Source organism: Nocardioides sp. (assembly GCF_029937575.1).
In the GTDB taxonomy this organism is placed as follows: Bacteria; Actinomycetota; Actinomycetes; order Propionibacteriales; family Nocardioidaceae; genus Nocardioides.
In genome coordinates this window covers 1-23,974 of the sequence record NZ_JAPYPS010000062.1, presented here as the reverse complement: position 1 = coordinate 23,974, position 23,974 = coordinate 1, and the positions used below count along the sequence as shown (strand labels likewise).

The window sequence follows — 23,974 nt, the reverse complement described above, 5'->3', positions numbered from 1 at the left end:
GACGGGCGCGTCGAAACCCGGTGAGCCGAGCGACGGCACCCGCCACCCCCACTAGGCGGAGGCCACGTCCTGCGCGATGTTCCGCGGCCCGAAGAACACCACCGGGACCAGCAACCCCACCAGCAGGACCGCATCCACGACGAGCACCAGCAGCAGCAGGCTCATGATCGACCCGGTGAGCGGGGAGCAAGCGACGATCACGACAAGGGCGCCCCACAACAGCCAGGTCGCCCGTCCGCCGCGCTGGGCGATGAGGGCGTAGACGAGGAGCTGGATCATCGAGAGCAGCGTGCCCAGGATCGCGAACTGCCAGAGGCGGTCCTCGATGGCGGCGTACTGGTCCCCGCCGACGAAGACGAGGGCCAACGACGAGAGCACGTAGGTGGCCGCGATCCCGACGACACCCAGCCCGGCGACGGCGCCCAGGCTGAGTCGTAGCGCCCGCCGGCGCTCGTTGGCATCTGCCATGTCGGGGAAGGCGACCACGACGACGAACTGGGGGAGGAACAGGACCGCCTTGGTGAGGATCAGGCCGCCGGCGTAGAGCCCTGAGTCGGCGTTGTCGAGCACGTTGCGGGCGAGAATGACGTCGACGTTGGTCACGGCGAAGAAGGCCAGCAGGGCCTGGGAGTTGTGGCCGAGCTCGCGGAAGAGCGCTCGGAAGCCGTGGTCCTCGTCCGAGGGGCTGGTGCCGTGGGGCGCCCGGTCCCGTAGCGCGACCATCCCCACGGCGACCGGGGCGAGCGCGCCGACGAACACGCCGAGGATGGCCGTGAACTCCTCCGGACGCCACAGGATCAGGGCGGTACCGACCGCCAGCCGAGGGATCCCCGCCGCGGCGTACAGCACCGCGAGCGGGCGCCAGCGGCGTTCGCCCTGCAGCGTGCCGGCCTGCCCGCCCATCACGGTCAGCGGCACGGCGATGGCGCCGACCAGGAGCGCGGTGAGCAGGCTCTCGAGTCGGAGCAGGTGGTTGACGAGCGGCGCGGCCACGGCCAGCGACACGCCGAGGACGATCGCGGTCAGCCAGGTGACTCGCCGGATCCCCGCCTCGATCACCGACACGTCGCCGGGAGTGGAGGAGATGCGCCGGGCCGCAGTCGCCTGCAGGGCCAGCTGGGCCACGCTGACGACCATCAGCAGGTTCATCACGGCCGCGAACGCGCCGTACTGGTCCGGTCCCAGTGCCCGAGCGGCGATGATCGTGAAGCCGTACGTCGCGACGTTCATGGCCCCGATCGCCACCGCGATGACCCCACCGTTGGTCACCGCTTGCTTGGACGTCGCCTCGGGCACTCCGGGAGTGTTCCACAGCGCCTGAAGCGCACACCTGAGGAGGGCCTCACCCGTACAGTGGGCGCGCCATGCACGACACCAGGGGGACGGACCGCAGCTCCGACGAGCGCGACGGCGCGCGGCGGGCGACCGCACTGACGTTCACGGCCTACCTGGCGCTGGCCGTCCTGATCCTGACCGAGAAGTTCGGGGAGACGACGTCCGACACCCGACTGGACCTGACCAACGCGCCCACCCAGTTCCTGCGCGACACCTTCACGCTGTGGAACTCCCAGGTCTCGCTGGGTGAGCTGCAGAACCAGGCCTACGGCTACCTCTGGCCGCAGGGCCCCTTCTTCTCCGGCCTGGCCGAGATCGGCGTCCCGGGCTGGGTGACCGAGCGACTGTGGTCGGTCCTGGTGCTGGTCGTCGCGTGCGAGGGCCTGCGTCGTGTGGCGCTCGCCCTCGGTGCCAACGTGTGGGCGGCCGCGATCGCGGGCCTGGCCTACGGGCTCAGTCCCCGCATGGTGGCCGAGCTCGGGGTGCGCAGCGCGGAGATCCTGCCGGGTGCGGTGCTTCCGTGGGCCCTGCTGCCGCTGGTGTACGCCGTCACGGGACGGCTGCGGCCGTGGCGGGCGGCGCTCCTCTCCGCGGCCGCCTTCGCGTGCAGCGGCGGCGTCAACGGTACGGCGACGTTCGCGCCGGCCGCGCTGCTGATCGTGGTGGTCGCCTGGGCTGTCCTGTCGCGCCGCCTCTCGTGGCGCTTCGGCTTCGGCTGGGCCGGGCTGATGGTGGCCGTCAACGCGTGGTGGGCCATCTCGCTCGTGCAGTTCGGTGCCTACAGCCCACCGTTCTTCGACTTCGTCGAGGACGCCCGGACCACGACCCGCACCGCCGGGTTCTCCAACGGGCTGCGGGGGACGAGCAACTGGGTCGACTACATCGTCGTGGGAGGTCGGCGGTGGTGGCCTGCCGGGTACGACGTCTCGTTCGACGCGTGGGTGGTGCTGGCCAGCGGCGCGGTGGCGGCCCTCGGGCTGCTGGGTCTGCTGCGCTACCGCGGGACGCTCCGAGTGCCGCTGCTCATCTCGGCGACCGTGGGGATCGTCGCGATCTGCATCGCGCACACGGGGCCACTCGACAGCCCTCTCGCGCAACCTCTCCAGGACCTGCTGGACGGTCCGTTGGCACCTCTGCGCAACGTGCCCAAGGCGGACCCCGTGCTGCGCGTCCCGCTGAGCCTCGGCCTGGCGGTCCTGCTCACCCAGGTCTTCGGCGCCCTGCGGGGGAAGATGCCCTGGCGTCGAGTCACAGCCGGAGCACTGGCGGGAGCCATCGTGGCCGGAGTCGCCACCATGGCCGCGCCTGTCGCCGGCGCCAACCTGCGCACGCCGGGCTGGACGGAGCTTCCGGACTACTGGGAGGCGACGTCGGACTACCTGGACTCGACCCGCGGCGACGGTGCGGCGTGGATCGTGCCGGGCTCCGGGTTCGGGATCCAGACCTGGGGCTGGACGATGGAGGAGCCGATGCAGGTCCTCGGTGACTCCTCGTGGGTCACCCGGTCGCAGGTGCCGTTGGTGCCCGCCGCCACGATCCGGATGCTGTCGCGACTCGAGCTGTACTTGACCACCGGCGCCGGGTCGCCGTACCTGTCGCAGATGCTGCGTCGCGTCGGGATCAGCCGGATCGTGCTCCGAAACGACCTGGACCAGCAGGTCGCGCAGTCGACCCCCGCCAACCTCGTCGAAGTGGCCCTGGCCCGCTCGCCCGGCATCGAGCAGGTGGCCACCTTCGGGCGGCTGGACTTCGGGCCGGCGATCGAGGTCTTCGAGCTGACCGAGGACCGCGGCGGCGGGGTCGAGGGCGTCGACGGCTACCAGCTGCGCGACGTGGACGACTCGGTGACGGTGGCGTCCTCCGTCGAGGACGCCATCTTGGCGGTCGGTGCCGGACTGGTCGGCGACGACCAGGCCATGCTGGTCCAGGGCGAGCAGGGCTGGGACCAGCCCGCGGACATCCAGGGCGATGGCTTCCAACGTCGCGAGCGCGCCTTCGGACGCGTGCACCAGGCGCAGAGCAACGTGATGGCGCCGCAGGATCCCTACCGCGGGGGCCGCGTGCTGCCGAACTACCCGGGGCCGCCGGGGGCTCGCCCGGTGGTGGCGGTCTACGACGGGATCGAAGACGTCACGGCCTCCACCTCGGCCGGGTACGCCGACATCATCGGCGAGGTCCGTCCGGAGAACGCCCCGTGGTCGGTCCTCGACGGCGATCGGGACACCTTCTGGAAGACCGCCCCCTTCGTCGACCCGCGCGGGCAGTGGATCGAGGTCGACCTCGGCGAGACCAGAAGCCTGGGCGAGATCACCCTCCAGCAGGCGACGGCGCCACTCGGTCTGCAGAGCGTCGAGCGGTGGAAGGTGACCCTGGGGGGCACCACGGTGCTCGCCTCCAACGATCCGTTCACCGGTCGTGCCCGGGCCGATCTCGGCGGCGCCGAGGGACGACGCCTGCGTGTCACGGTGGACCGCACCGGCAACGCTGCGGAGCCGGTCGGCCTCGCCGAGCTCAGCGTCGAGAACCTCTCCGTCTCGCGTGCGTTGCGGCTGCCCGACGCCGGCCTGGACGCTGCCGCCGACCTGCTCTTCGACGCCTTCCCCGAGCGCCGCGCCTGCATCAGCACGCTGCTGGGCCCCGACTGCGACCTGCAACGCCAGCGCGCCAGCGAGGAGACGGCCGGCATCGACCGGGTGTTCTCGGTGCCCACCGGGGGGCGATGGGACGTCTCGGGTCTTGTCGTGGCCCGTTCCTCGCTGGCGACTCCCGAGCTCATCCGGCCCCAGTCGGGACCCCAGCTGCTCGGCAGCTCCTGGTTCGGCCAGGACCCGGCGGTCTCGCCACGGATGGCCTACGACGGCGACTCCACGACGTCCTGGCTGGCAGACCCCCGCGACCGCGAGCCGGCGCTGAGGATCGACCTCGGGCGCACCCGCACCCTGCGGTCCCTGAGCATCGAGGCCCCTGCGCCGATCGCGAAGTCCCCGACCCGCGCCCTGATCGAGGCCGGTGGCGAGACGAGAACAGTCAGTCTCGGTGCCGGCGGGGGAGACGCGGATTTCGAGCCACTGCGCGGGCGTCGGGTCACGATCACGTTCTCGCGCCCCGGGGACGAGGACTTCTACACCCTGGGCCTTCGCGAGATCACGCTCGCCAACGCGCGTCTCACCCGAACCCTGGACGGCGCCGGCCCGACCGGTGCCGTCTGTGGCTTCGGACCCACCCTGGTGGTCGACGGTCAGGAGATCCGGACCCGCGTCTCCGGCCAGATCGGCTCCGTCGTCGCCAAGGGTCAGCTGGCCGTCGAGCCCTGCGGGGTGAGGGGACGCATCGCGCTCGACGCCGGGCAGCACCGCGTCGAGCTGCGGTCCACGGGCCAGTTCCAGCCGGTGGCGCTCAAGCTCGACAGCGTCGAGGAGCCCGCACCTGTCGAGCGCTCGCGGTCGCTGGAGGTGCTGACGGAGAGCGAGACCCGACGCGTGGTCCGCGTCGGCTCCGGGGAGGCGGCGATCCTCTCGCTGCCCCAGAGCTTCAACGTCGGATGGGCCGCCACCGTCGACGGCCGCACCCTGACACCGCTGCAGGTCGACGGGTGGTCGCAGGGGTGGCTGGTCCCCGAGGACGTCGCCGGTGACGTGGTGCTGACCTACGAGCCGCAGCGGGCCTATCTCGTGCTGCTGATCGCCGGGCTGTTCGTGATGGGGCTCGTCGTGCTCGCTGGTGCCGGCGTCGGGGCCGTGACGCGACTGCGGCCCGCCCGCACCACCGACGGCGACGGTGACGTCGTACGGCCCGTCATCTCTGGTCGGCACCGACGTCACCGCGTGATGTCCCTGACCGCCGGCTTCATCGGCCTGGGGACTGTCGGCCTGCTGGCCGGCGGTCCGGTCGTGGCCATCGGGGCCGTCGCGGGCTTTGCGCTCGCCTCGCGGCCACGCTGGGCGCAGACCGCGACCGCAGCGGTGCTGCTCGGTGCCGTCGTGGCGCTGGTCATCCAGGTCCAACGGGAGCAGCAGTTCCCCTGGGACGGGATCGACCTGGCGACCGGTTTCGGGCTGGCACTCGGCCTGGCGTCGTGCGTTCACCTACGACGGTCCACGCCGCATGCGTCCTGAAGGGCGTCCAGCGGGTCCTCCTGTGGCGAAGCCGCGCACCTACCGGACCGACCTCGCCTGGTCGGCACTCCTCACGCTGGCCATCACCGGCCCCCTGCTGCTGGGGTCGGGCTACTGGCTGGTCGGGGACATGGTCTTCGTCCCGCACCAGCCCTGGAAGTCCGCCTGGCTGGGCCTCGACGGATCGTTGCCTCGCGCTGTGCCGATGGATGCCATCGTCTCGGTGCTCACCCAGGTGGTGCCCGGCTCGGTCGTGCAGCGGGCGTTCCTCGTCGGCGCGCTGGTGCTCGGCGGCATCGGCATCGGCCGCCTGGTCCACGAACGCGCCTGGTACGCCCGCGCCGCCGCGATCGGGATCTTCCTCTGGAACCCCTGGGTGCACGACCACCTCCAGATCGGTCAGTGGGCCATCCTGTGCGGCTACCTGGCGCTGCCCTGGGTCGCGCTGGCGGCTCGCCGCTACCGCCGCGACGTGCGTTCCGGGTGGGCGCCCGTGGCGGTGGCGCTGACGGTCTCGGCCGTCTGCAGTCCTTCCAGTGGAGTCATGGCCGTGGCGGTCGTCGCCGTCCTGGGACTGCGCTGGTCCTGGCCCGCGTGGCCGGTCCTGGCGGTGCTGTCAGTGGTCGCCAACCTGCCCTGGCTCCTCCCGTCCCTGCTCGCTCGTTCCAGCACGGTCACCACCGACGGTGTCTTCGAGCTGTTCGCTCCACGAGCCGAGTCCTCGCTCGGGGTGCTGCCCAGCCTGGTGACGCTCGGCGGCACGTGGAAGTCGTCCATCGTGGCGGGGGAGCGCACCAGCGCCGTCGTCGTCGGTCTCGCCGTTGCCCTCACCCTGGCCGCGCTCCTCGGGGCGGTGCGCCGCGGGCGCCGAGGTCCGGCGGCCGAGGAGGTACGGCGACTCGCCCTGCTGGCGGCCGGGGCACTGGTGGTCGCCTCCGTGCCGGCCCTCGGCGGGGCCGGCCTCCTCGAGTGGCTGGGGGACCGGGTTGCGGCCGTTGCGCTGCTGCGCGACGCCCACCGCTTCCTGGGCCCGGCTGCGCTGCTCCTTGCCGTCGGCCTGGCCTCGGCGGTTGCCTGGGCACGCGAGCAGGTCGCTCCGGGCCGCGAGTCCCTGTGGGCGGTCGCCGGACTCCTCGTGGTCGCCCCCATGCTGCTGCTGCCGAGTCTCGCGTGGGGGGCCGGCGACCTCGAGCGCTCGACGTACCCCGCCGATTGGCGGACGGTGGCGGACCAGATCGGTGCCGCGCAGGAGGCGACCACGATCGTCCTGCCCTGGGCCGGCAGCTACCGGACCTTCGACTGGGCCGACGACCGGGCGGTGCTCGACCCCGCGCCGCGCTACCTGCCGGGCGAGGTGTTGATCGACGACCGCACCTTCGTCGATGGCGTCGAGATCGACTCCGAGGACCCGCGTGTGGGAGACGTGACGCTCGCCCTGGAGGCCTCGACACCCGTCGATGCTGCCCGCGAGTTGCGCAGCCTCGGCGTCACCTGGGTGCTCGTCGAGCAGGGACAGGCCGACCAGGCCGTGCCGGCAGGTCGCACCGTCCACGACGGCGAGGACCTCGTGCTCCTCGACCTGCGGACCACGACGGACCCGGGAGCAGACCCCGAGCCCGTCCGATCGGCCACCCGGACTAGTCACGGGGGCTACGCCGCTCTGGTCATTACGGGTCACGTCGGCGCGTTCGTGTTGCTGATCGGTGCTTCCGGCCGCATACTCCGTCGTGGGAGTAACCGCCGTCACAGTAGCCGGCGCTGACTTCCGCGAGGTCTTTGGGAGGGGACCGAGCACATGAAGACTGGACCAATTGCGGGTGCCGCAGGCATCGGGAGCACACTCAACGTCATCGTGGCGGCCGTCGTCGGCGCCGCTGCGGCCACGGCGCTGACCGTCGGCGGCGTCAACGCCGCCAAGGGAGACCAGAAGCCGGTCGCCCAGTCCAAGCTGAGCCAGTACTCCGAGAAGTAGGCATCTCGCACCCCCGTCGCTCCTCCGAGCGACGCCGGGTGCGCCTGCGACTCGAGGTCCCCCCGGGAGGGTGGGGACCGGTGCTGCTGACGGCTTGGGAGGGCCCTGATGCTGCAGATCGTCATACCTGCTTACAACGAGGCGAACCGGCTACCACGCACGCTGCGTGAGCTCCGGCGCTTCGTCCGTGATCACCGCGCGCGTCTCGGTGCCGTCGAGGTCATCGTCGTCGACAACGCCTCGACCGACGAGACCGCCGCTCTGGCGGCCGCCGCGGACTGCCGGGCAACGCCGGTGCGCGTGCTCTCGTGCGCGACCCGAGGCAAGGGCGCGGCCGTCGCTGCAGGGATCGCCGCCACGGACGCCGACGTGGTGGCGTTCATGGACGCCGATGGAGCCACGCACCTGGACGCACTGCTGGAGTCGATGCGGCTGATGGCGCTGGGCGCCGACGTGGCGATCGGGTCGCGCGCGGCGTACGGATCGGACACGGCCGCGCGTCACAGCCGCCTGCGCGAGTCCGGTGCTCGTCGCTACCGCTCGCTGACCGGCCGGATCGTCCCGGGGATCAGCGACACCCAGTGCGGGTTCAAGGTCTTCCGAGGCGACGTGGCACGTACGGCGTTCGCAGGCCTACGCACCGCCGGCTTCTCCTTCGACGTCGAGCTCCTGGCGCGGGTGCAGCGCAGCGGCGCTCGGGTCGTGGAGTTCCCCGTGCAGTGGGCAGACGTCCCCGGCTCGACGTTCGAGCCGTTGCGTCATGGCGCCGGGGCGTTCCTCAATCTCGCCGTGATCGCCTGGCAGCTGCGTCTCGACCCCGCTCGGATGACCGGCGTCGACGCGTCGCTCGCGCCGTCGACGGCAGCGCTGTCGCAGCTGGCGGTCGAGGCCTGACATGAACGTGACCCCGGGCAGCACTCCTCTCGCCGGCACCCGTGCCGTGGTGGTGAACTGGCGCGACCTCGAGCACAGCCTCGCCGGCGGGTCGGAGCGCTATGCCTGGGAGTACGCCAAGGCGCTGCTCGCTGCCGGTGCGCAGGTCGAGTTCATCACCGCCCGCGACCGCGGGCAGTCGCGCCGCGACCTGCGCGACGGTATCGAGGTCCGCCGAGGAGGCGGTGCGTTCGGGTTCTACGCCTTCGCTGCGCTGTCCCTGCTGCGTCGTCGCCGGTCGGTCGACGTCGTCATCGACCCCGAGTGCGGGATCCCCACCTTCTCCCCGCTCTTCGTCCCGAGCACCACGGCCGTCGTGCTCGTCGTCCACCACGTCCACCAGGACCAGTTCTCGACCTACTTCCCGGCGCCACTCGCGCGACTCGGGCAGTGGTTGGAAAGGGTTGCCATGCGCCGCGTCTACCGACGTCGCCGTACGGTCGCCGTCTCGGAGTCCACCCGCCAGGAGATGGTCGACCAGCTGGGCTGGAGCACTCCCGTCGAGATCATCGGCAACGGCACGAACGTCCCTCCGGTCGACCTGCGCGACGGTGCGAACGACGAGGCCTACGCGGCCAAGGACCTCGACCGGATGGTCGTGCTGGGTCGGCTCGTGCCTCACAAGCGCGTCGACCTGGTGCTGCACGCCCTGCACGCGTTGCGCGACGAGCGCCCGCACCTGCACCTCGACGTGTGCGGCAGGGGCCCCGAGCTCGACCGGCTCCGCTGGGTCGCTGCCGACCTGGACCTGGCCGACCGGGTGACGTTCCACGGCTACGTCGCCGAGGAGACCAAGCAGGAGATCCTTCGCCGAGCGGCCCTGCACGTCTGCGCCTCCGACATCGAGGGATGGGGCCAGGTCGTCATCGAGGCGGCCGGCTACGGCATCCCCACGGTGGCGCGCGACGTCCCAGGACTGCGCGACTCCATCCGCGACGGGGAGACGGGATTCCTGGTCGAGGACGACGCCGACCTCGACGTGGTCCAACAACGCCTCACCGGCGCCATCCGTACGGCGCTGACGGAGCTCGAGGCTCCGGAGAACCGACGACTGGCCTTCAAGGCCAGCACCACGTGGGCGGCCGGCTTCAGCTGGTCGCGCATGCACCAGGACGCCGTGGACCTCGTGGTCGACGAGCGCCAGGCCCGACGTGGCCCCCGCACCACCACTGCTCCACCGAGTGCTCCCGCCGCGGCTCCGGCTGCGTCCATCGAGAGGTAATCATCATGCGTCGAGTCATCAGCACCACCCTCATCGGGCTCGGGGCGTTCCTGATCATGGCCGCGGTCCTGGTCAAGTTCTACGCCCACCCGAGCCTGGCCACCATGCCGACCAACTACGAGTCGACCACCGACCTCCAGGCGATCGACGCGACGATCTTCGATGCCTCGACGCTCGAGCCGAAGAGCACCGACCTGGCGATCTCGTCCTACACCGTGGCCGACAGCGACGTCGCCACGCCCGACGGCGTCGTGGTGTGGGTCAACCGCACCTCCATCCTCGACACCAGCGTGGAGGGCGCAACGTGCGACCCGACGGTCGACGCTGCGCTGCCCGGCTGCTTCCAGCAGACCTCGGACCGTTCGCCCTTCAGCGCCGAGTCCGGCGCTGCCGAGGCCTGTCCTGACTGTGGCTCCTACGTCGACGAGTCCGTCGACGTCGGTGGGGAGTACGTCGTCGAGCAGGTCGAGGTGAACCGTTCGGGGCAGATCTTCAAGGGCCCGTTCGACATGGGCAAGGAGGACCTGCAGTGGTGGGACTCCAGCCTGGGCGAGGCGACGACCATGAAGTACGTCGGCACCGAGAAGGTCGACGGTCTGGAGACCTACAAGCTCGTCCAGACGATCGAGCCCACCCAGATCGGCACCCGTGACCTGCCGGGCTCGGTGTTCGACACCGATGAGGACACGATCACCGCCGACGAGATGTACGGCATGGTCCGCACGATCTGGTTCGAGCCCACGACCGGGTCGCCGGTCCAGCGTGTCGAGGTCCGCAACCAGTACTTCGCCTTCGAGGGCCAGGAGGTCCCGGCGTTCGTCGGCACGGTGGAGTACACCCCCGACACCGTCTCCGACCTGGTCGACGACGGCAAGTTCCAGAGCTTCTTCCTCGGCGGCATGGTCTGGCTCTTCCCGCTGACGATGATCGTCCTCGGTCTCGCCGCGATCGCCGGTGGCCTGCAGATCCGTCGCTCGGGGGGCGGCAAGCGCACGAGCAAGAAGGACCGGGAGCTGGTCACCGCCTGATCCTCCGATCAAGCGTCAGGAGGGGATCTCTGCGACGACGGCCTCGAGCAGCTGCTCGAGGCCGTCGTGCGTCCAGGCATCGCCTCGCGCGCGCAGGCTGACGCGCGTGCGCCCCGCGAGGGTGAGTGCACCCAGTGACACGCCGCTTCCGCCGGCGGTGACGGGGTGGAACGACAGGGCGTCGATCCCGTCGGCGGCGACGTTGCCGAGGTGGGAGACCAGGAGCGTCGAGCCGAGTCGCGGCGCGAGCACCCGCAGTCCGAACGTGACGAGCCCCGCGCCACCGCCGGTGCCGTGCACGGGGCGTTGGGTGGGCGCCTGGGCCAAGGCGGCGGTGATGCCGCCGAGGTCGAGGCGCTCGACGTCTCGCAGCCTGAGCAGGGCGCTGCGATCGGAGATCGTGGCCGTCGAGGTGTCCCGGGCGACGCCGATGGCCACCGCCACGTGGCGCGTACGCCGGGTCCGGCGGCGCGCTGCGTGCGCGCGGTTGAAGGTGGTCACGCCGCGTGCCCCGGCGAGGACGAGCGCCGCGGTCCGCACCGGCGACGACAGCTCACGCTCGACGTACACGTCGAGGTCGTCGGGTGCGTCGGGCCGGGTCGACGGGGAAGGGGACGCGATCCGTGCCGGAGGGGTGAGCGCCACCTCGACCAGTCGCCGGGCGATCGTGCCCATCGGTCCTGCGTCATCGGGTCGGTCGCCGACGCCACGCGCCGAGGAGGTCACGGAGGCGCCGGTGACGGCCACGAGCACGGCGAGAAGTCCCAGGCCGTCGACTCGACCGTGATGCGCCGAGACCACGATCCGGCGGCCGTCGTCGGTGAGGCCGAGGGACACGACGCCCTGCCGCTCGTCGCCCAGCCTCCGACGCAGCTCCGCGTCGTCGGTGCCCGTCAGCACCCGACCCGAGGCCGGCCACCCCTGCTGGGTCTGCAACGACACGAGTCGGTCGCGCGCGTCGTCGAGCGTCAGGGGCGTGGTCAGGACTGCGGTCACCACGATCCGCCAGGCGATGGCGGGATCGGCGACCCAGTCGGGGGTCTCGCTCACGAGCACCCGGCGGGCCTGACGGCCCGCACCACGAGGCTGACGCCTGGGAGACGGTGCAGGGGCAGGACGCGCTCGGTGGCCACGGCCGCGCGCAACCCGGCGTTGAGGAGGGGGTGAACCTCCTCCATCTCGCTCTCGCTGGTGTTGTGCTTGCGGCGGGCGCGCACCACGGGGCGGAGCAGGACGTTCCACGAGCGGACGTCGACGACCTCGAGGCCGACCCGTTCCATCAGGCCGGTCAGCTCCGCCTTCTCGTAGCGGCGCACGTGTCCGAGAGCGACGTCGTGCCCGCTCCACAACGACATGCTGCACGGCACGGCGACCAGCAGCCGGCCACCGGGCTTGAGCACCCGGAACGACTCGCGCGCCACGGCCTCGTCGTCGTCGATGTGCTCCCACATGTCGGTCGACATGACCAGGTCCATGGACGCGTCGCGGAAGGGCAGCACCCGGGCGTCGCCACGGACGACGTCCAGGCCACGCCTGGTGGCGAGACCGGCGGCTGCGGGGGAGTACTCGAGCCCGCTGACCTGCCAGCCGAGGTCGCGCAGCACCCCCGTGTTGCCTCCCCCTCCGCAGCCCACGTCGAGGGCACGGCCGGGGGCGAGTGGCGCGACGAGGCGATGGACGAGCGCGCGCCGCTCGGCGTACCACCAGTGCCGTTGCTCCAGCGCCGCCGACTTCCGGATCTCGTCCTCGTCCACGCGGCGACCCTATCCGGGCGCCGGGGTGGCTCGTGGCACGAGATCCGCTGCGAAGATCGCGGTCCCCGGGGTCAGTCGCCCGCGCACAGACGACCACCCACCCCACACGCGGTCGTGGCCCTCGGGCCACTCCGGCTCGACCAGGTCGGTGATGGAGAAGCCGGCGCCGGCGAGAAGGGAGACCCAGTCGCCCAACGTGCGGTGGTGCTCGACGTAGCTCACCTCGCCGGTCTCGTCGTCGACCTCGACGTAGGGCAGCCGGTCCCAGTAGGACTGACCCGCGACCAGGCCGCCCTCGGAGGGGTCGTCGGGAAACATCCAGCGGGTCGGATGCGTGATCGAGAACGCGAAGCGGCCACCCGGGCGCAGCACCCTCGCGGTCTCGGTGACCGCACGCTCGATGTCGTGGACGAACTGCAGGGCACCGAAGCTGCAGAAGACGATGTCGAAGGATGCGGGGGCGAACGGAAGGTGGGTGGCGGTACCGAGCACGGAGGGCACCGGGACCCCGGTCTCGTCGTCCAGTCGTCGTGAGTGCTGGAGCTGTCGGTGGGAGAGATCCAGTCCGACCGCCCGGCCCCCCTGGGACCGCACCCAGCGTGAGCACTGTCCTGCGCCGGAGCCGACCTCGAGGACGTCGCGACCGGTCAGCGGTCCGAGCAGTCCGGCCTCGGCCTCGGTGAGCCCCTCGGGACCCCACACGAAGCCGACGTCACCGAGGAAAGCCCCGTGCGTGGCCTGGTACTCGTCGGCGTAGCGATCCCAGTCCGGTCCATTGGCCCGGCGTGACTCGTCCTCGTCCACCAGCCTGCGGTGCGCACTGACCGGTGCCATGGGGGGATGGTGGCGGGAGTCGGGGGCGGTCCGGGGGAGTGGCGCGGTCACGTCCCGACCGCGACCGCGGGTCGGCGGCGCCCGGGAAGTCGTCCGACGAGGTCCCCGAGCGGCCCGACGGCGCGGTGCAGGGAGTCGGCCGACTCGGAGAGCGCAGGGATGACCCGGGCGATCTCGTCGAGTTGCGGCTGGATGTTCTCCAGGGTGTCCCCGAGGCTGACGAGCTGGTCGAGGGTGCCGCCCTCTGCCACGAGCTTCTCGACGAAACCGTCGTCCATCAACAACCGCTCGATCAGTCCGTCCTGCTCGGTCAGCCGGTCGACGGCACCGCCGGGAGCGAGCAGCCGCTCGAGCACACCGTCGCGCTGGACCAGACGATCGAGGGCGCCACCGTCGGCGAGAAGTCGCTCGAGGGCGCCGTCGCGCGCCAGCAGCCTCAGCAGCGGGCCGTCGTCCGCCATCAGCTCGTCGAGCACGCCGTCGCGGGCGAGCAGGCGCCCCAGCGGTCGCTCGGGGGCGGTGAGGTCGGTCAGCGTGGCGACCAGGCGCATGGCACCGCCTTCGTCTCGCACCAGCTCCATCAGCTGGGCGAGGTAGCCCCGCTCGCCGATCACCTCGAGGATCAGCTCGGCATAACCACCCGGCCGGCGGATCGGTCCGTCGGGTGCGGCAAGGGTGCCCACGGCCAGGGTGGCGCGGGTGGCGGCGACGGCGATGCGCACCGGCAGCGTCGCGGCCTCGGTGAGCGTGGGGCGCGCCGGGACGGCGAGCTCGGGTGGGGCCATGGCGTCACGCTACTCGGGAGGTAGCGTCCCGGCATGGACTTCGCTTCGCTCGAGCCCCTGGAAGGCGGCTGGTCCGGGGAGACGTTCGTCGCTCGGGTGGGGGACGGCGAGCGTCAGGTCGTGCGGATCCATGCCCGCAGCCCCGGGCGGGCCGAGGTCGATGCCGCGCTGATGCGCCTGGTCCGCGGGCTCCTCCCGGTGCCCGACGTCCTCGACGTACGGCGTGCCGCCGGCGAGATGCCGGCGTTGCTGATCACGTCCTACCTCCCAGGGGAGCGTGGTGACGTCGTGCTGCCGCGGCTGGGACCCACCGATCAGGCCACGCTCGGAGCCAACGTCGGCGAGCTGGCCGCGGCCCTTGGCGGCATGCCGCAGACGAGGTCTGGGGAGTACGTGGACGGCGACCTCACGATCCGTCCGTGGGAAGGCCTGTCCGGCGGGCTCGCGGCCTTCGCGGAGCACGCCCTCGATCAGGGGCTGCACCACTGGACCGCGCAGGAGCGCGACGGCCTCCTCGAGGTCGCCGACCTGGCGGAGGAGCTGCTGTCGGGTGTCGACCGGGTGTGCCTGGTGCACAGTGACCTCAACCCGAAGAACCTGCTCGTCGACCCTGCCTCCCTGGCGATCACCGGACTCGTCGACTGGGAGTACGCGCACGCCGGGCATCCGTTCACCGATCTCGGCAACGTCCTCCGGTTCGACCGGCAGCCGGCCTACGTCGAGGCCGTTCTGGCGACGTACGGGCGGGCGCGCGCCGTTGCGCCGTCGGAGGCCCTCGCTCTGGCCCGCGCTGCCGACCTGTTCGCCCTCATCGACCTGGCAGGACGCGCCGGGACGAACCCCGTCGCCGATCGAGCCGAGCACCACCTGCGCTCCGTGGCTCGCTCTGGCGACCCTCACGCCACGTGAGGCTCGGCTGTGTCGACGAGGTGGCGCTGCCTGCAGCGTCGCGTCGCGGGCCCTGATCGGGTCTCGACCTGAACGGGTCTCCGACAGGGCGATGCCCGCCTGCTCGGTGAGCAGACGGGCATCGTCAGGTCGTGCTGCGGGCTACGGCTTGCCCTTCGGGTTCTTCGGAGACGAGGCGCGGTCGGCCGGGTTCGACCCCTTCCGGATCTCCTTGCCGTCACTGTTGCCGCCGAGGTCGGTGTCGCAGTTGCGCGGGTCGGTCTTGTCCTTCCCGTACTGCTTGTTCTTCTTCCCCGACTTCTCCTTCTTGTCGTTGATGCCGTCCGAGTCGGTGTCCTTGAGCAGCGGGTTGGTGTGGACCTTGCCGATGTTGTAGGTCCGCTTGCCGTCCTTGCTGATGATCACCTTCTGCTTGACCCGGAAGCCGTTGACCTCCTTGCCGTCGGAGAGGCGGTCGTTGTCGGTGTCCGGGTCGTTCGGGTTCGTCACGACGCGTCCGATGGGCGTCGAGTTGCGGTTGCAGTCCACGACCACGTCGCGGATGTTGGTGCCGAACACCTCTTCGCCGTCCTCCAGGCCGTCACCGTCGGTGTCGGCGTTGCACGGGTCCGTCGGCGTGAGTCCGTAGGGGTTGGCCGACCCACTCGTCTCCTGGGCGTCGGTCAGACCGTCGTTGTCACAGTCGGCGTTCGGCGGAGGCGTCGGCGTCGGGGTCGGGGTGGGCGTGGGGGTCGGGGTGGGCGTCGGCGTGGGGGTGGGCGTGGGCGTGGGCGTCGGCGTGGGGGTGGGGGTGGGCGTCGGCGTGGGCGTCGGCGTGGGCGTCGGCGTGGGCGTGGGCGTCGGCGTGGGGGTGGGCGTCGGGGTGGGGGTGGGCGTGGGCGTCGGCGTGGGGGTCGGGGTCGGCGTCGGCGTCGGCGTGGGCGTCGGGGTCGGGGTGGGCGTCGGCGTGGGCGTGGGGGTCGGCGTGGGGGTCGGCGTGGGCGTCGGGGTCGGCGTGACCGGCGGTGGGCAGAGCACGCCGCCGACCGGGGCGGTCGCACTGACCGACATCGGGAAGAGCTGCAGGTTGGCGACCGTGACGCCGCCGCCCGGGATGATCGAGAGCAGGCTCAGCTTGACCTCGAGCACCGCAGCGGTGGCGCTGGCGGTCGTACCGTCGGGGTTCTCGACGACGTCGTCGACCTGGCCCAGGCGCAAGGTGAGGTTGAGCAGGGGGTTGTCGGGCGCCGTGAAGTCGAGAGGGGAGCCGTCGACGGGCAGATCGAAGTCGGTGCCCATGACCGAGACGGTCACCAGAGGGGCGGAATAGCTGACCGCGGCGCCACCGGCGGTGCCGCTGGCAGTAGCGGTCAGGGTCGGCGTGTCGGCGACGCGGACGGCGATGCCGCCCAGGAGGTCGACGTCGACGGCCGAGCCCTCGGCCTTGGCCTCGACGCTGCGTGTGGTCGCCGACGGGGTCTCGACGAGGCTGGTCGTCTGGGTGACGGAGACCTCGTCGTCCAGGCCCACGAGCGCCGTGTCGGCGGCGATCGGGATGGGGAGCACGTCTGCGTCGGCGGTGGTGATCTTCGAGCGGGTCAGCGGCACGTCGCCCGGCAGGCAGGTGTCGTCGCCGGCCCAGCGCGCCGACGCGGTGGCGTTGGACACGCCGATGTCGAGGATGGGGGTGCTCGTCGCCGGGATGACGTCCTCGGCGGCACCGTCGGGGTTGTCCGGCGGCGCGGTCTGCTGGGTGGTCGAGAGGATGCCGTCCAGGGGGATGGCGGTGAGCAAGGTGCCGTCGAGGTTGGTGGCGGTGGCGATCGAGCGAGGGTCAGAGGCCAGGTCGGTGGTGCCCACTGCGTCGTCCAGGCTGAGGTCGCCGGCCGTGAAGACTCCGGCCAGGTCGAGCAGCTGCAGGTCGAGCAAGCCCGAGGCCGAGGAGGCCTGGAAGGCCGGCAGCGGCGCGGCGGCGGCGACGGGGGCGGTCGCGGCGGTGATCGCGAAGCCGCTGACGCTCGCGATGGTGGTGACCGCAGCGAAGCTGGCCACCGGGGCCACGGCTCGACGGGCAGCTCGCTTCAACGGGTGAGGGTGGCGCCGTTGCTTGCGTTGTGGATGCGTGGGCATGGGGGTGCTCCGTTCGTTCCGATCTCGAAGGGGGAGACCGTAGGGGGAGGGGGAGTGAGACGAACGGCGAAGGGGGCCGTCCGGTGGTGCGGACCCGAGTCATGCGGCTCGTACCCGACACGCCTGGAGGTATGCATCGGCTCGGTTGGCGCCATCGGGACGCGCGGCGTACCCTCGGAGACTGCGCTTGCTGTCTGCCGGGACCCAACCGAAGCGGACCGCGGCTCGTTGTCGTGCACATGACCCCGTCTCGAGGTCGTGGCGGTGGCGAAACAGGACAACAGGTGCGTCCACACAACTTCTGCCCATCAAGGAATCATTTCCCCTATGACATCCACCCTCAACTACCCTCTTCCGTCCTCGTATGACGACAACGCGCCCCAGGTCGCGATCAACGACATCGGATCCGAAGAGGACTTCCTCGCCGCCATCGATCTGACGATCAAGTACTTCAACGACGGCGACATCGTCGCCGGCACCATCGTCAAGGTCGACCGCGACGAGGTCCTGCTGGACATCGGCTACAAGACCGAGGGCGTCATCCCCTCGCGTGAGCTGTCCATCAAGCACGACGTCGACCCGTCCGAGGTCGTCTCGGTCGGCGACGAGGTCGAGGCCCTGGTCCTCCAGAAGGAGGACAAGGAAGGCCGCCTGATCCTGTCCAAGAAGCGCGCCCAGTACGAGCGCGCCTGGGGCACCATCGAGCAGGTCAAGGAGGAGGACGGCGTCGTCGAGGGCACCGTCATCGAGGTCGTCAAGGGCGGCCTCATCCTCGACATCGGCCTGCGCGGCTTCCTGCCCGCCTCGCTGGTGGAGATGCGCCGCGTGCGCGACCTGCAGCCCTACGTCGGCCAGACCCTCGAGGCCAAGATCATCGAGCTCGACAAGAACCGCAACAACGTGGTCCTGTCGCGCCGTGCCTGGCTCGAGCAGACCCAGTCCGAGGTTCGCCACGGCTTCCTGACCCAGCTGCAGAAGGGCCAGATCCGCAAGGGTGTCGTGTCCTCGATCGTCAACTTCGGTGCCTTCGTGGACCTCGGCGGCGTCGACGGCCTCGTGCACGTCTCGGAGCTGTCCTGGAAGCACATCGACCACCCCTCGGAGGTCGTCACCGTCGGCGACGAGGTCACCGTCGAGGTGCTGGACGTCGACATGGACCGCGAGCGCGTCTCGCTGTCGCTCAAGGCGACCCAGGAGGACCCGTGGCAGCACTTCGCCCGGACCCACCAGATCGGTCAGATCGTGCCGGGCAAGGTCACCAAGCTGGTGCCGTTCGGTTCCTTCGTCCGCGTCGAGGAGGGCATCGAGGGCCTGGTGCACATCTCCGAGCTGGCCGAGCGCCACGTGGAGATCCCCGAGCAGGTCGTCCAGGTCAACGACGACGTCATGGTCAAGATCATCGACATCGACCTCGAGCGTCGTCGGATCTCGCTGTCCCTCAAGCAGGCCAACGAGACCGCCACCGCCGCCGATGTCGAGGAGTTCGACCCGACGCTCTACGGCATGGCCGCGACCTACGACGAGGCCGGCAACTACGTCTACCCCGACGGCTTCGACCCGGAGACGGGCGAGTGGCTCGAAGGATTCGACGAGCAGCGTGCGGTCTGGGAGGACCAGTACGCCAAGGCGCACACCCGCTGGGAGGCGCACGTCAAGCAGCAGGCCGAGGCCAAGCAGGCCGACATCGAGGCCAGCGAGGCGACGTCGTACTCCTCGGCCACCGGCGGTGACGACGCTGCCGAGGGTGGCACCGACGCCGATGGCGGCTCGCTGGCTTCCGACGAGGCGCTGCAGGCGCTCCGCGAGAAGCTGACCGGCGGCGCAAGCTGATCGCCTAGCAGCAAGCAACCACGAAGGCCCGGTCCCCGTCAGGGGGCCGGGCCTTCGTTGCCTTCTTCGTGTGCGTGGCTCAGAGGCGGGCGGGTGGGAGGAACCGTTCGTCGACGGGGTGGGAGGCCGGCGGGGTGGACGGGCCCCGGTCGTCGGTCTCGATGAGGCGCAGGATCCGGAGCGCGAGGACGGTGCTGGCGGCGAGGAGGAGCAGGAAGTAGGTCATGGCAGCAATTCTGCGCTCGGTGAGATGCTGCCACGAGTGGCAGGAATGACGTAGTCCATCTAATTTCAGCCATCCATGTGTCAGGATGGCCAGATGCTGACCAACGTCGCCGCCCTCGTCTACGACGGGGTCGCCCCCTTCGAGCTGGGTGTGCTCTGCGAGGCGTTCGGCATCGACCGACGGGAGGACGGCGTCCCGCTCCTCGACTTCGGGGTCTGCGGCCCGGTCGTCGGCCAGGTGCCGACGTCGGTGGGGTTCTCCATCGGGATCGAGCACGGCCTGGAGCGGTTGGAGAGCGCGGACCTCATCGGCGTCCCGGCGATGCCTCGTGGGGGTGTCGTGCCCGACGAGGTCCTGGAGGCGCTCCGGGTGGCCCACGCGCGCGGCGCGCGCATCCTGTCGGTGTGCTCGGGGGCCTTCACCCTGGGCGCCGCTGGTTTGCTCGACGGGCGCGACTGCACGACGCACTGGCGCTACACCGAGGAGCTCCAGTCGCGCTTCCCGGCCGCCTGTGTCGTGCCGGAGGTGCTCTACGTCGACGCGGGGCAGGTCGTGACGAGCGCCGGTACGGCGGCGGGGCTGGACGCCTGCCTGCACGTGTGGCGCCAGGAGTACGGCGCAGCCGTGGCCGGCGCCGTAGCGCGTCGCATGGTGGTCCCGCCGCACCGCGACGGCGGTCAGGCCCAGTTCATCGCGCGCCAGGTCGTCGACTGCCAGGCCGAGACCCTCGGCGCAGTCCTGACATGGGCCAGCGAGCGTCTCTCGGAGCCGCTCGACGTCGAGACGCTGGCCCGCCAGGCACACATGTCGTCGCGGACCTTCGCCCGGCGGTTCCGCGACGAGACGGGGACGACGCCGCACAGCTGGATCACCGCACAGCGCCTGGCACTGGCCGAGGAGATGCTCGAGCGCACCAGCAACTCGGTCGACGAGATCGCCGCCGACACCGGCTTCGGCAACGCGGCCACCTTGCGCCACCACTTCACGGGAGCTCGCGGGGTCAGCCCCCAGGCGTATCGGCGCCAGTTCGCCTGCTGAGCTCGACTCCTCAGTGAGGCTGCTGGTCGGCTCACGGGGTTTCGAGACGTCCGGTTCCGGCTTCGTTCCTCAGCCGGACGGACCCTCAACCTCCGGCTTCCCAGGATCTGCTCGTTCGTCGCAGCTCCTGACGCCGGACCTCAGCCGGACGGGCTCCTCAACCTCCGGCTTCCCAGGATCTGCTCGTGCCTCACAGGTCCTGCCGGCGGACCTTCCCGGTGAGCGTGCGCGGCAACTCGTCGCGCAACGTCCAGGTCTTGGGTCGCTTCGGCGGCGCCAGTCGCTCGCGGGCGTACGCCGCCAGCTCGGCCTCGGTGGCGGTGCCGACCACCGCGGCGCAGACGCGCTGCCCCCACGCGGGGTCGTCGGCGCCGTAGACCGCGACGTCGTCGACGCCGGGGTGCTCGCCGAGCACCTGCTCCACCTCCAGCGGGTAGACGTTGACGCCGCCGCTGATGATGAGGTCGCTGCGGCGGCCGTCGAGGTAGAGGTAGCCGTCGTCGTCGAGGCGCCCCGCGTCGCCGACGGTGAAGGCGTCCCCACGCCAGGTCGCGGCGGTCTTCTCGGGCTCGCGGAAGTAGCTGAACCGGGCGTATGGCGGCACGCTGCACCAGATCGTGCCGTCGTCGTCCAGCTGCAGGGTGCGGCCGGGGCGTGCCCGTCCGACGGTGCCGGGTCGCTCGAGCCACTCCTCGCTGCGGCAGGCGGTGAACTGGCCCTCGGTCGAGCCGTAGAACTCCCAGGTGGAGTCGGGCGGGAAGAGCTCGATCAGCCGATTCTTGACGTCGCTCGGGCACGGAGCGCCCGCGTGCGCGACCAGCCGGAACGACGACAGGTCGGGCGCACCGACCTCGTCCCAGTGCCCGAAGAGTCGCTGCAGGTGGGTCGGCACGCAGAACATCGTGGTCGGTCGCTCGGTGTCGATCGCGGCGGTGATGGCAGCGGGGTCGAAGGGGCCCGGGACGACGACCCGGCCGCCGGCGAGCGTGGTGCCGAGCGCGAAGCGCAGTGGCGCCGAGTGGTAGAGCGGGCTCAGCACGAGGTTGACGTCGGTCTCGCAGAGCCCCCACAGCTCGCGCTCCTCGGCGACGAGGGCGGCCGCATCGTCGTGGTCGAGCAGCCCGCTGTCGACGCCCTTGGGCACCCCGGTGGTGCCGCTGGTGCAGTGCATCGGGCGACCGAGGGGGAGCCCACGGTCGGCGGTGGTGACGGCGGCCAGCTGCTCGGGCGTCTCGACGACGAGCGCGGGGTCGAGCGGGTTCAGGATGCGCTCGCGCTCGTGGGGCGAGAGACGTGGGTCGAGCGGGATCGGGAAGATCCCGTGCGCCAGCAACGAGTGCACGGCATCGAGGTAGGCGCCGGATGCCGGCACGAGGAGCGCGACCCGGTCGCCGGCTGCGAGGGCGCTCATCCGCCGAGGCCCAGATCGGCGCCGACCTGGTCGACGACCTGGGAGAAGTGCACGTCGTAGTCGAGCACACCCTGGTGCATGTGGCCGAAGAGCTCCAGCGAGATGTGGCCGAAGAGGGTCGCCCAGGTCGCCAGCCCGCGTACGGCGTAGCCAGGGGAGAGCCGGCGGCCGACGTGGTCGAGGATCGGGCCGATAGCGGCCTTCTCGGCTGCCGGCACCCGGTGGGCCCGTTGAGGGGCCCGGATGCCGGCGGCCTCGGCGTCGCTCAGCAGCGTGATCAGGGCCGAGGAGACGCGGGTCCCGGGCACCACGGTGTCGGTCGGCGCGGCGTAGCCCGGCACCGGGCTGCCGTAGGTCAGTGCGTACTGGTGCGGATGGGCCACCGCCCAGTCACGCACGGCATGGGCCAGGGCGCGCCAGCGGCCGAGGAAGTCGTCGTCCGCTCGCTCGGCCACAGCCCGGTCCACCTGGTCGCCGAGGTCGTCGTAGGCCTCGATGATGAGCGCGGTGAGCAGGGCGTCGCGGGTGGCGAAGTAGCGGTAGACCGCGGAGGAGGCCATGTCGAGGTCTCGAGCGACGGCCCGCACGGACAGGGCGGCGGGGCCTGTCTCGGCGAGCTGTGCCTGGGCGCTGTCGAGGATCGCGCGGGTCAGCTCGGCGCGTGCGACGGCGCGAGCGGTGCGGGGTGCTGGTGGTGCCATGGGGTGAGTCTGCCCGAGGAGCGAGAGCGGTGCCAACAAAAGAGATCGGTGCTCTTGTTTCCGCGGCTGGCGTGTGTCACGCTTCTCGAAACGAGAGCAGTGCTCTCACTTCAATCGAGGGAGAAGCGGATGAGCAAGCACGTGGTGGTCGGAGCAGGACCGGTCGGACAGGCAACCGCGCGGGAGCTGGTGAGTCAGGGGCACGAGGAGGTGCTCCTGGTGAGCCGGTCCGGGAGTGGCTCCGAGATCGAGGGGGTGGCGCGGGTGGCGCTCGACGTCACCGACGCGACCGCCCTCGGGCGTCTCGCCGAGGGAGCGAGCGCCCTGTACAACTGCATCAACCCGCCGTCGTACGACGTGTGGACGACGTACTGGCCGCCGATCGCGGCGTCGTTCCTGGCTGCGGCCGAGCGCTCCGGTGCGGTGCTGGCCACCGCGTCGTGCCTCTACGCCTACGGGCCGGTCGACGAGCCGATGGTCGAGGGGATGCCCGATGCGGCTCCGGGGGTGAAGGGCAGGCTGAGGGGTCAGATGTGGGCCGAGGCGAAGCAGGCGCACGACGAGGGACGGATCCGTGCGGTCGAGGTACGCGGCTCGGACTACATGGGCGTGGGCGTGACCAACGCCCACATCCCGATCGTGGCCGCCAAGGCGCTGAGCGGGAAGTCGGTGCGTGTCTTCGGGTCCGCCGACGAGCCGCACACGTTCACGGACGTCCGCGACATGGCGCGAGCGCTGGTCACCGTTGCCTCGACCCCGTCGGCGCACGGTCGGGTGTGGCACGCCCCGAGCAACCCGCCGGTCACGCAGACGCAGGCGGTCGCCGACGTGTGCCGTGCGGCCGGTCGGGAGCCCGGGGCCGTCAGGGTCTGGCCCAGCGCGATGCTCAGTGTCGGTGGGCTCTTCATGGGCTTCCTCAAGGAGCTGCGCGAGACCGTCTACCAGTTCCAGCGGCCCTACGTCATGGACTCCTCGGCCATCGAGCGCGAGCTCGGGCTCGCGCCGACGCCGTGGGACGAGGTGTGTCGCGCCACGGCCGAGCACGCAGCTCAGGCGATGAGGTCCCCGGCGGCGGGCTCGACCTCGACTCACACGGGCTTGCGCGCGGGTGGGGCGGTCGAGGTGTAGGCGTGCCCGGCCGGGGTGGTGGTCTCCACCCGGTGGTGGGGGCCGGGGGGTCCGTGCCGCCTCGGCGATGCACGTCAGCTCCTCCGGGGATAGAAGCGGCCGCCGACAGTCGTGCGCGACCGCGTAGACACCACGATCAGATGCGGCATTGTGACGCGCCCTGTACGAGTGTTCTGAGACCTTGGTCTACGTGCGGATGGGGTAGGTCTGTCCGGTGGCGTGGGCTTGGTGGTGGTGGAAGGGGCACAGGAGTACGGCGTCGGTGGTGTTGGTGTGTCCGCCGTCGGCCCAGGGGGTGGTGTGGTGGACGTGGCAGAACGCTCCGGGGATGTCGCAGGAGGGGTGTTGGCAGGTCTGCTGCTCGACGAGTAGGGCGAGGCGTTGGGCTGGGGTGTGGAACCGGGTGCCTCGGCCGAGGTCGAGGACGTGCCCGCCCGTGTCCATCGCCGCGGGGAACACCTTGGCCTCGCACGCGAGGCGGATGAGTTGTCCGGGTGAGACCCCGGTCCCGTTGTCGGTGTGACCGGCCGTCTGCGCACCCTGGGTGAAGGTCTCGGCCTCGGCGGTGATGACCACGGTCGCAGCCAGACCACCCTGCTTCGGGAGAGCGTCGAGCGGGTAGCGCTCGATGTACTCCATGAACG

At 71.2% G+C, this 23,974-nt stretch carries 20 protein-coding genes; 10 read left to right on the top strand and 10 right to left on the bottom strand.

Features of this window, described 5'->3' with window-relative positions:
* Nucleotides 1–51: 51 nt before the first annotated feature.
* Nucleotides 52–1,296, bottom strand: coding sequence for an oligosaccharide flippase family protein (locus tag Q1K33_RS16755; protein ID WP_300405874.1), 1,245 nt, complete (start codon nt 1,294–1,296; stop codon nt 52–54).
* A gap of 68 nt (nt 1,297–1,364) precedes the next feature.
* Here Q1K33_RS16755 and Q1K33_RS16750 point away from each other — a divergent pair, with 68 nt between their 5' ends.
* The 6 genes from Q1K33_RS16750 to Q1K33_RS16725 all read left to right on the top strand — a co-directional run bounded on the left by Q1K33_RS16750 (nt 1,365) and on the right by Q1K33_RS16725 (nt 10,605).
* Nucleotides 1,365–5,450 (top strand): alpha-(1->3)-arabinofuranosyltransferase family protein, encoded by a 4,086-nt coding sequence (locus tag Q1K33_RS16750; RefSeq protein ID WP_300405873.1) that lies wholly within the window; start codon nt 1,365–1,367, stop codon nt 5,448–5,450.
* 22 nt (nt 5,451–5,472) lie between these two features.
* Entirely contained in the window at nt 5,473–7,212 is a 1,740-nt protein-coding gene (locus Q1K33_RS16745; protein WP_300405872.1) for a hypothetical protein, read from the top strand.
* A gap of 33 nt (nt 7,213–7,245) precedes the next feature.
* Nucleotides 7,246–7,422, top strand: coding sequence for a hypothetical protein (locus Q1K33_RS16740; RefSeq protein ID WP_300405871.1), 177 nt, complete (start codon nt 7,246–7,248; stop codon nt 7,420–7,422).
* A gap of 108 nt (nt 7,423–7,530) precedes the next feature.
* Entirely contained in the window at nt 7,531–8,316 is a 786-nt protein-coding gene (locus Q1K33_RS16735; RefSeq protein WP_300405870.1) for a glycosyltransferase, read from the top strand.
* A gap of 1 nt (nt 8,317) precedes the next feature.
* Nucleotides 8,318–9,577, top strand: a complete 1,260-nt coding sequence (locus Q1K33_RS16730) for a glycosyltransferase family 4 protein (protein WP_300405869.1) — start codon at nt 8,318–8,320, stop codon at nt 9,575–9,577.
* 5 nt (nt 9,578–9,582) lie between these two features.
* Complete coding sequence (locus Q1K33_RS16725; protein ID WP_300405868.1) at nt 9,583–10,605, top strand: DUF3068 domain-containing protein; 1,023 nt, start codon at nt 9,583–9,585, stop codon at nt 10,603–10,605.
* Between the two features lie 15 nt (nt 10,606–10,620).
* Here the strand turns inward: Q1K33_RS16725 and Q1K33_RS16720 are convergent, their stop codons facing one another.
* Genes Q1K33_RS16720 through Q1K33_RS16705 form a run of 4 tightly spaced genes read right to left on the bottom strand, consistent with a single transcriptional unit; the run spans nt 10,621 to nt 13,978 of the window.
* Nucleotides 10,621–11,655: a hypothetical protein gene (locus tag Q1K33_RS16720; RefSeq protein ID WP_300405867.1), complete on the bottom strand. Its 1,035-nt coding sequence runs from the start codon at nt 11,653–11,655 to the stop codon at nt 10,621–10,623.
* A complete protein-coding gene (locus tag Q1K33_RS16715) occupies nt 11,652–12,359 on the bottom strand; it encodes a class I SAM-dependent methyltransferase (protein ID WP_300405866.1) in 708 nt (235 codons plus the stop codon). The genes Q1K33_RS16720 and Q1K33_RS16715 overlap by 4 nt, the downstream gene beginning before the upstream one ends.
* A 9-nt stretch (nt 12,360–12,368) precedes the next feature.
* A complete protein-coding gene (locus Q1K33_RS16710; RefSeq protein WP_300405865.1) occupies nt 12,369–13,193 on the bottom strand; it encodes a class I SAM-dependent methyltransferase in 825 nt (274 codons plus the stop codon).
* A 47-nt stretch (nt 13,194–13,240) separates the two neighbouring features.
* On the bottom strand, nt 13,241–13,978 hold the full coding sequence (locus tag Q1K33_RS16705; RefSeq protein WP_300405864.1) for a hypothetical protein: 738 nt from the start codon (nt 13,976–13,978) through the stop codon (nt 13,241–13,243).
* Between the two features lie 33 nt (nt 13,979–14,011).
* Between Q1K33_RS16705 and Q1K33_RS16700 the strand changes: the two genes are divergently transcribed.
* Entirely contained in the window at nt 14,012–14,887 is an 876-nt protein-coding gene (locus tag Q1K33_RS16700; RefSeq protein ID WP_300405863.1) for a phosphotransferase, read from the top strand.
* Between the two features lie 141 nt (nt 14,888–15,028).
* On the opposite strand, the gene Q1K33_RS16695 is transcribed toward Q1K33_RS16700, so the two are convergent.
* A complete protein-coding gene (locus Q1K33_RS16695; RefSeq protein WP_300405862.1) occupies nt 15,029–16,951 on the bottom strand; it encodes a hypothetical protein in 1,923 nt (640 codons plus the stop codon).
* Nucleotides 16,952–17,323: 372 nt separating this feature from the next.
* On the opposite strand from Q1K33_RS16695, the gene rpsA reads away from it, so the two are divergent.
* Complete coding sequence (rpsA, locus tag Q1K33_RS16690; RefSeq protein WP_300405861.1) at nt 17,324–18,826, top strand: 30S ribosomal protein S1; 1,503 nt, start codon at nt 17,324–17,326, stop codon at nt 18,824–18,826.
* A gap of 79 nt (nt 18,827–18,905) precedes the next feature.
* Here the strand turns inward: rpsA and Q1K33_RS16685 are convergent, their stop codons facing one another.
* Nucleotides 18,906–19,052 (bottom strand): hypothetical protein, encoded by a 147-nt coding sequence (locus tag Q1K33_RS16685; RefSeq protein WP_300405860.1) that lies wholly within the window; start codon nt 19,050–19,052, stop codon nt 18,906–18,908.
* 93 nt (nt 19,053–19,145) lie between these two features.
* Here Q1K33_RS16685 and Q1K33_RS16680 point away from each other — a divergent pair, with 93 nt between their 5' ends.
* The gene (locus Q1K33_RS16680) at nt 19,146–20,090 is read left to right on the top strand and encodes a helix-turn-helix domain-containing protein (RefSeq protein ID WP_300405859.1); all 945 of its coding nucleotides are present in this window, start codon (nt 19,146–19,148) and stop codon (nt 20,088–20,090) included.
* Between the two features lie 190 nt (nt 20,091–20,280).
* Here Q1K33_RS16680 and Q1K33_RS16675 read toward each other — a convergent pair whose 3' ends face one another.
* Together Q1K33_RS16675 and Q1K33_RS16670 are read right to left on the bottom strand one after the other, a co-directional pair.
* On the bottom strand, nt 20,281–21,501 hold the full coding sequence (locus Q1K33_RS16675; RefSeq protein WP_300405858.1) for an AMP-binding protein: 1,221 nt from the start codon (nt 21,499–21,501) through the stop codon (nt 20,281–20,283).
* On the bottom strand, nt 21,498–22,202 hold the full coding sequence (locus Q1K33_RS16670) for a TetR/AcrR family transcriptional regulator (RefSeq protein ID WP_300405857.1): 705 nt from the start codon (nt 22,200–22,202) through the stop codon (nt 21,498–21,500). Before Q1K33_RS16670 ends, Q1K33_RS16675 begins: the two co-directional genes overlap by 4 nt.
* A 129-nt stretch (nt 22,203–22,331) precedes the next feature.
* On the opposite strand from Q1K33_RS16670, the gene Q1K33_RS16665 reads away from it, so the two are divergent.
* Nucleotides 22,332–23,330, top strand: a complete 999-nt coding sequence (locus tag Q1K33_RS16665) for an NAD-dependent epimerase/dehydratase family protein (protein ID WP_300405856.1) — start codon at nt 22,332–22,334, stop codon at nt 23,328–23,330.
* A gap of 186 nt (nt 23,331–23,516) precedes the next feature.
* Here the strand turns inward: Q1K33_RS16665 and Q1K33_RS16660 are convergent.
* A partial coding sequence (locus Q1K33_RS16660; RefSeq protein ID WP_300405855.1) for an HNH endonuclease signature motif containing protein occupies nt 23,517–23,974 on the bottom strand: 458 nt, incomplete at its 5' end.

Excerpts from the sequence above, each read along its gene's own strand:
- Q1K33_RS16700 (WP_300405863.1), top strand. The coding sequence starts at position 14,012 with ATGGACTTCGCTTCGCTCGAGCCCCTGGAAGGCGGCTGGTCCGGGGAG.
- Q1K33_RS16685 (WP_300405860.1), bottom strand. The coding sequence starts at position 19,052 with ATGACCTACTTCCTGCTCCTCCTCGCCGCCAGCACCGTCCTCGCGCTC.
- Q1K33_RS16725 (WP_300405868.1), top strand. The coding sequence starts at position 9,583 with ATGCGTCGAGTCATCAGCACCACCCTCATCGGGCTCGGGGCGTTCCTG.
- Q1K33_RS16740 (WP_300405871.1), top strand. The coding sequence starts at position 7,246 with ATGAAGACTGGACCAATTGCGGGTGCCGCAGGCATCGGGAGCACACTC.
- Q1K33_RS16680 (WP_300405859.1), top strand. The coding sequence starts at position 19,146 with ATGCTGACCAACGTCGCCGCCCTCGTCTACGACGGGGTCGCCCCCTTC.
- Q1K33_RS16750 (WP_300405873.1), top strand. The coding sequence starts at position 1,365 with ATGCACGACACCAGGGGGACGGACCGCAGCTCCGACGAGCGCGACGGC.
- Q1K33_RS16665 (WP_300405856.1), top strand. The coding sequence starts at position 22,332 with ATGAGCAAGCACGTGGTGGTCGGAGCAGGACCGGTCGGACAGGCAACC.
- rpsA (WP_300405861.1), top strand. The coding sequence starts at position 17,324 with ATGACATCCACCCTCAACTACCCTCTTCCGTCCTCGTATGACGACAAC.
- Q1K33_RS16670 (WP_300405857.1), bottom strand. The coding sequence starts at position 22,202 with ATGGCACCACCAGCACCCCGCACCGCTCGCGCCGTCGCACGCGCCGAG.
- Q1K33_RS16735 (WP_300405870.1), top strand. The coding sequence starts at position 7,531 with ATGCTGCAGATCGTCATACCTGCTTACAACGAGGCGAACCGGCTACCA.
- Q1K33_RS16675 (WP_300405858.1), bottom strand. The coding sequence starts at position 21,501 with ATGAGCGCCCTCGCAGCCGGCGACCGGGTCGCGCTCCTCGTGCCGGCA.
- Q1K33_RS16705 (WP_300405864.1), bottom strand. The coding sequence starts at position 13,978 with ATGGCCCCACCCGAGCTCGCCGTCCCGGCGCGCCCCACGCTCACCGAG.
- Q1K33_RS16710 (WP_300405865.1), bottom strand. The coding sequence starts at position 13,193 with ATGGCACCGGTCAGTGCGCACCGCAGGCTGGTGGACGAGGACGAGTCA.
- Q1K33_RS16730 (WP_300405869.1), top strand. The coding sequence starts at position 8,318 with ATGAACGTGACCCCGGGCAGCACTCCTCTCGCCGGCACCCGTGCCGTG.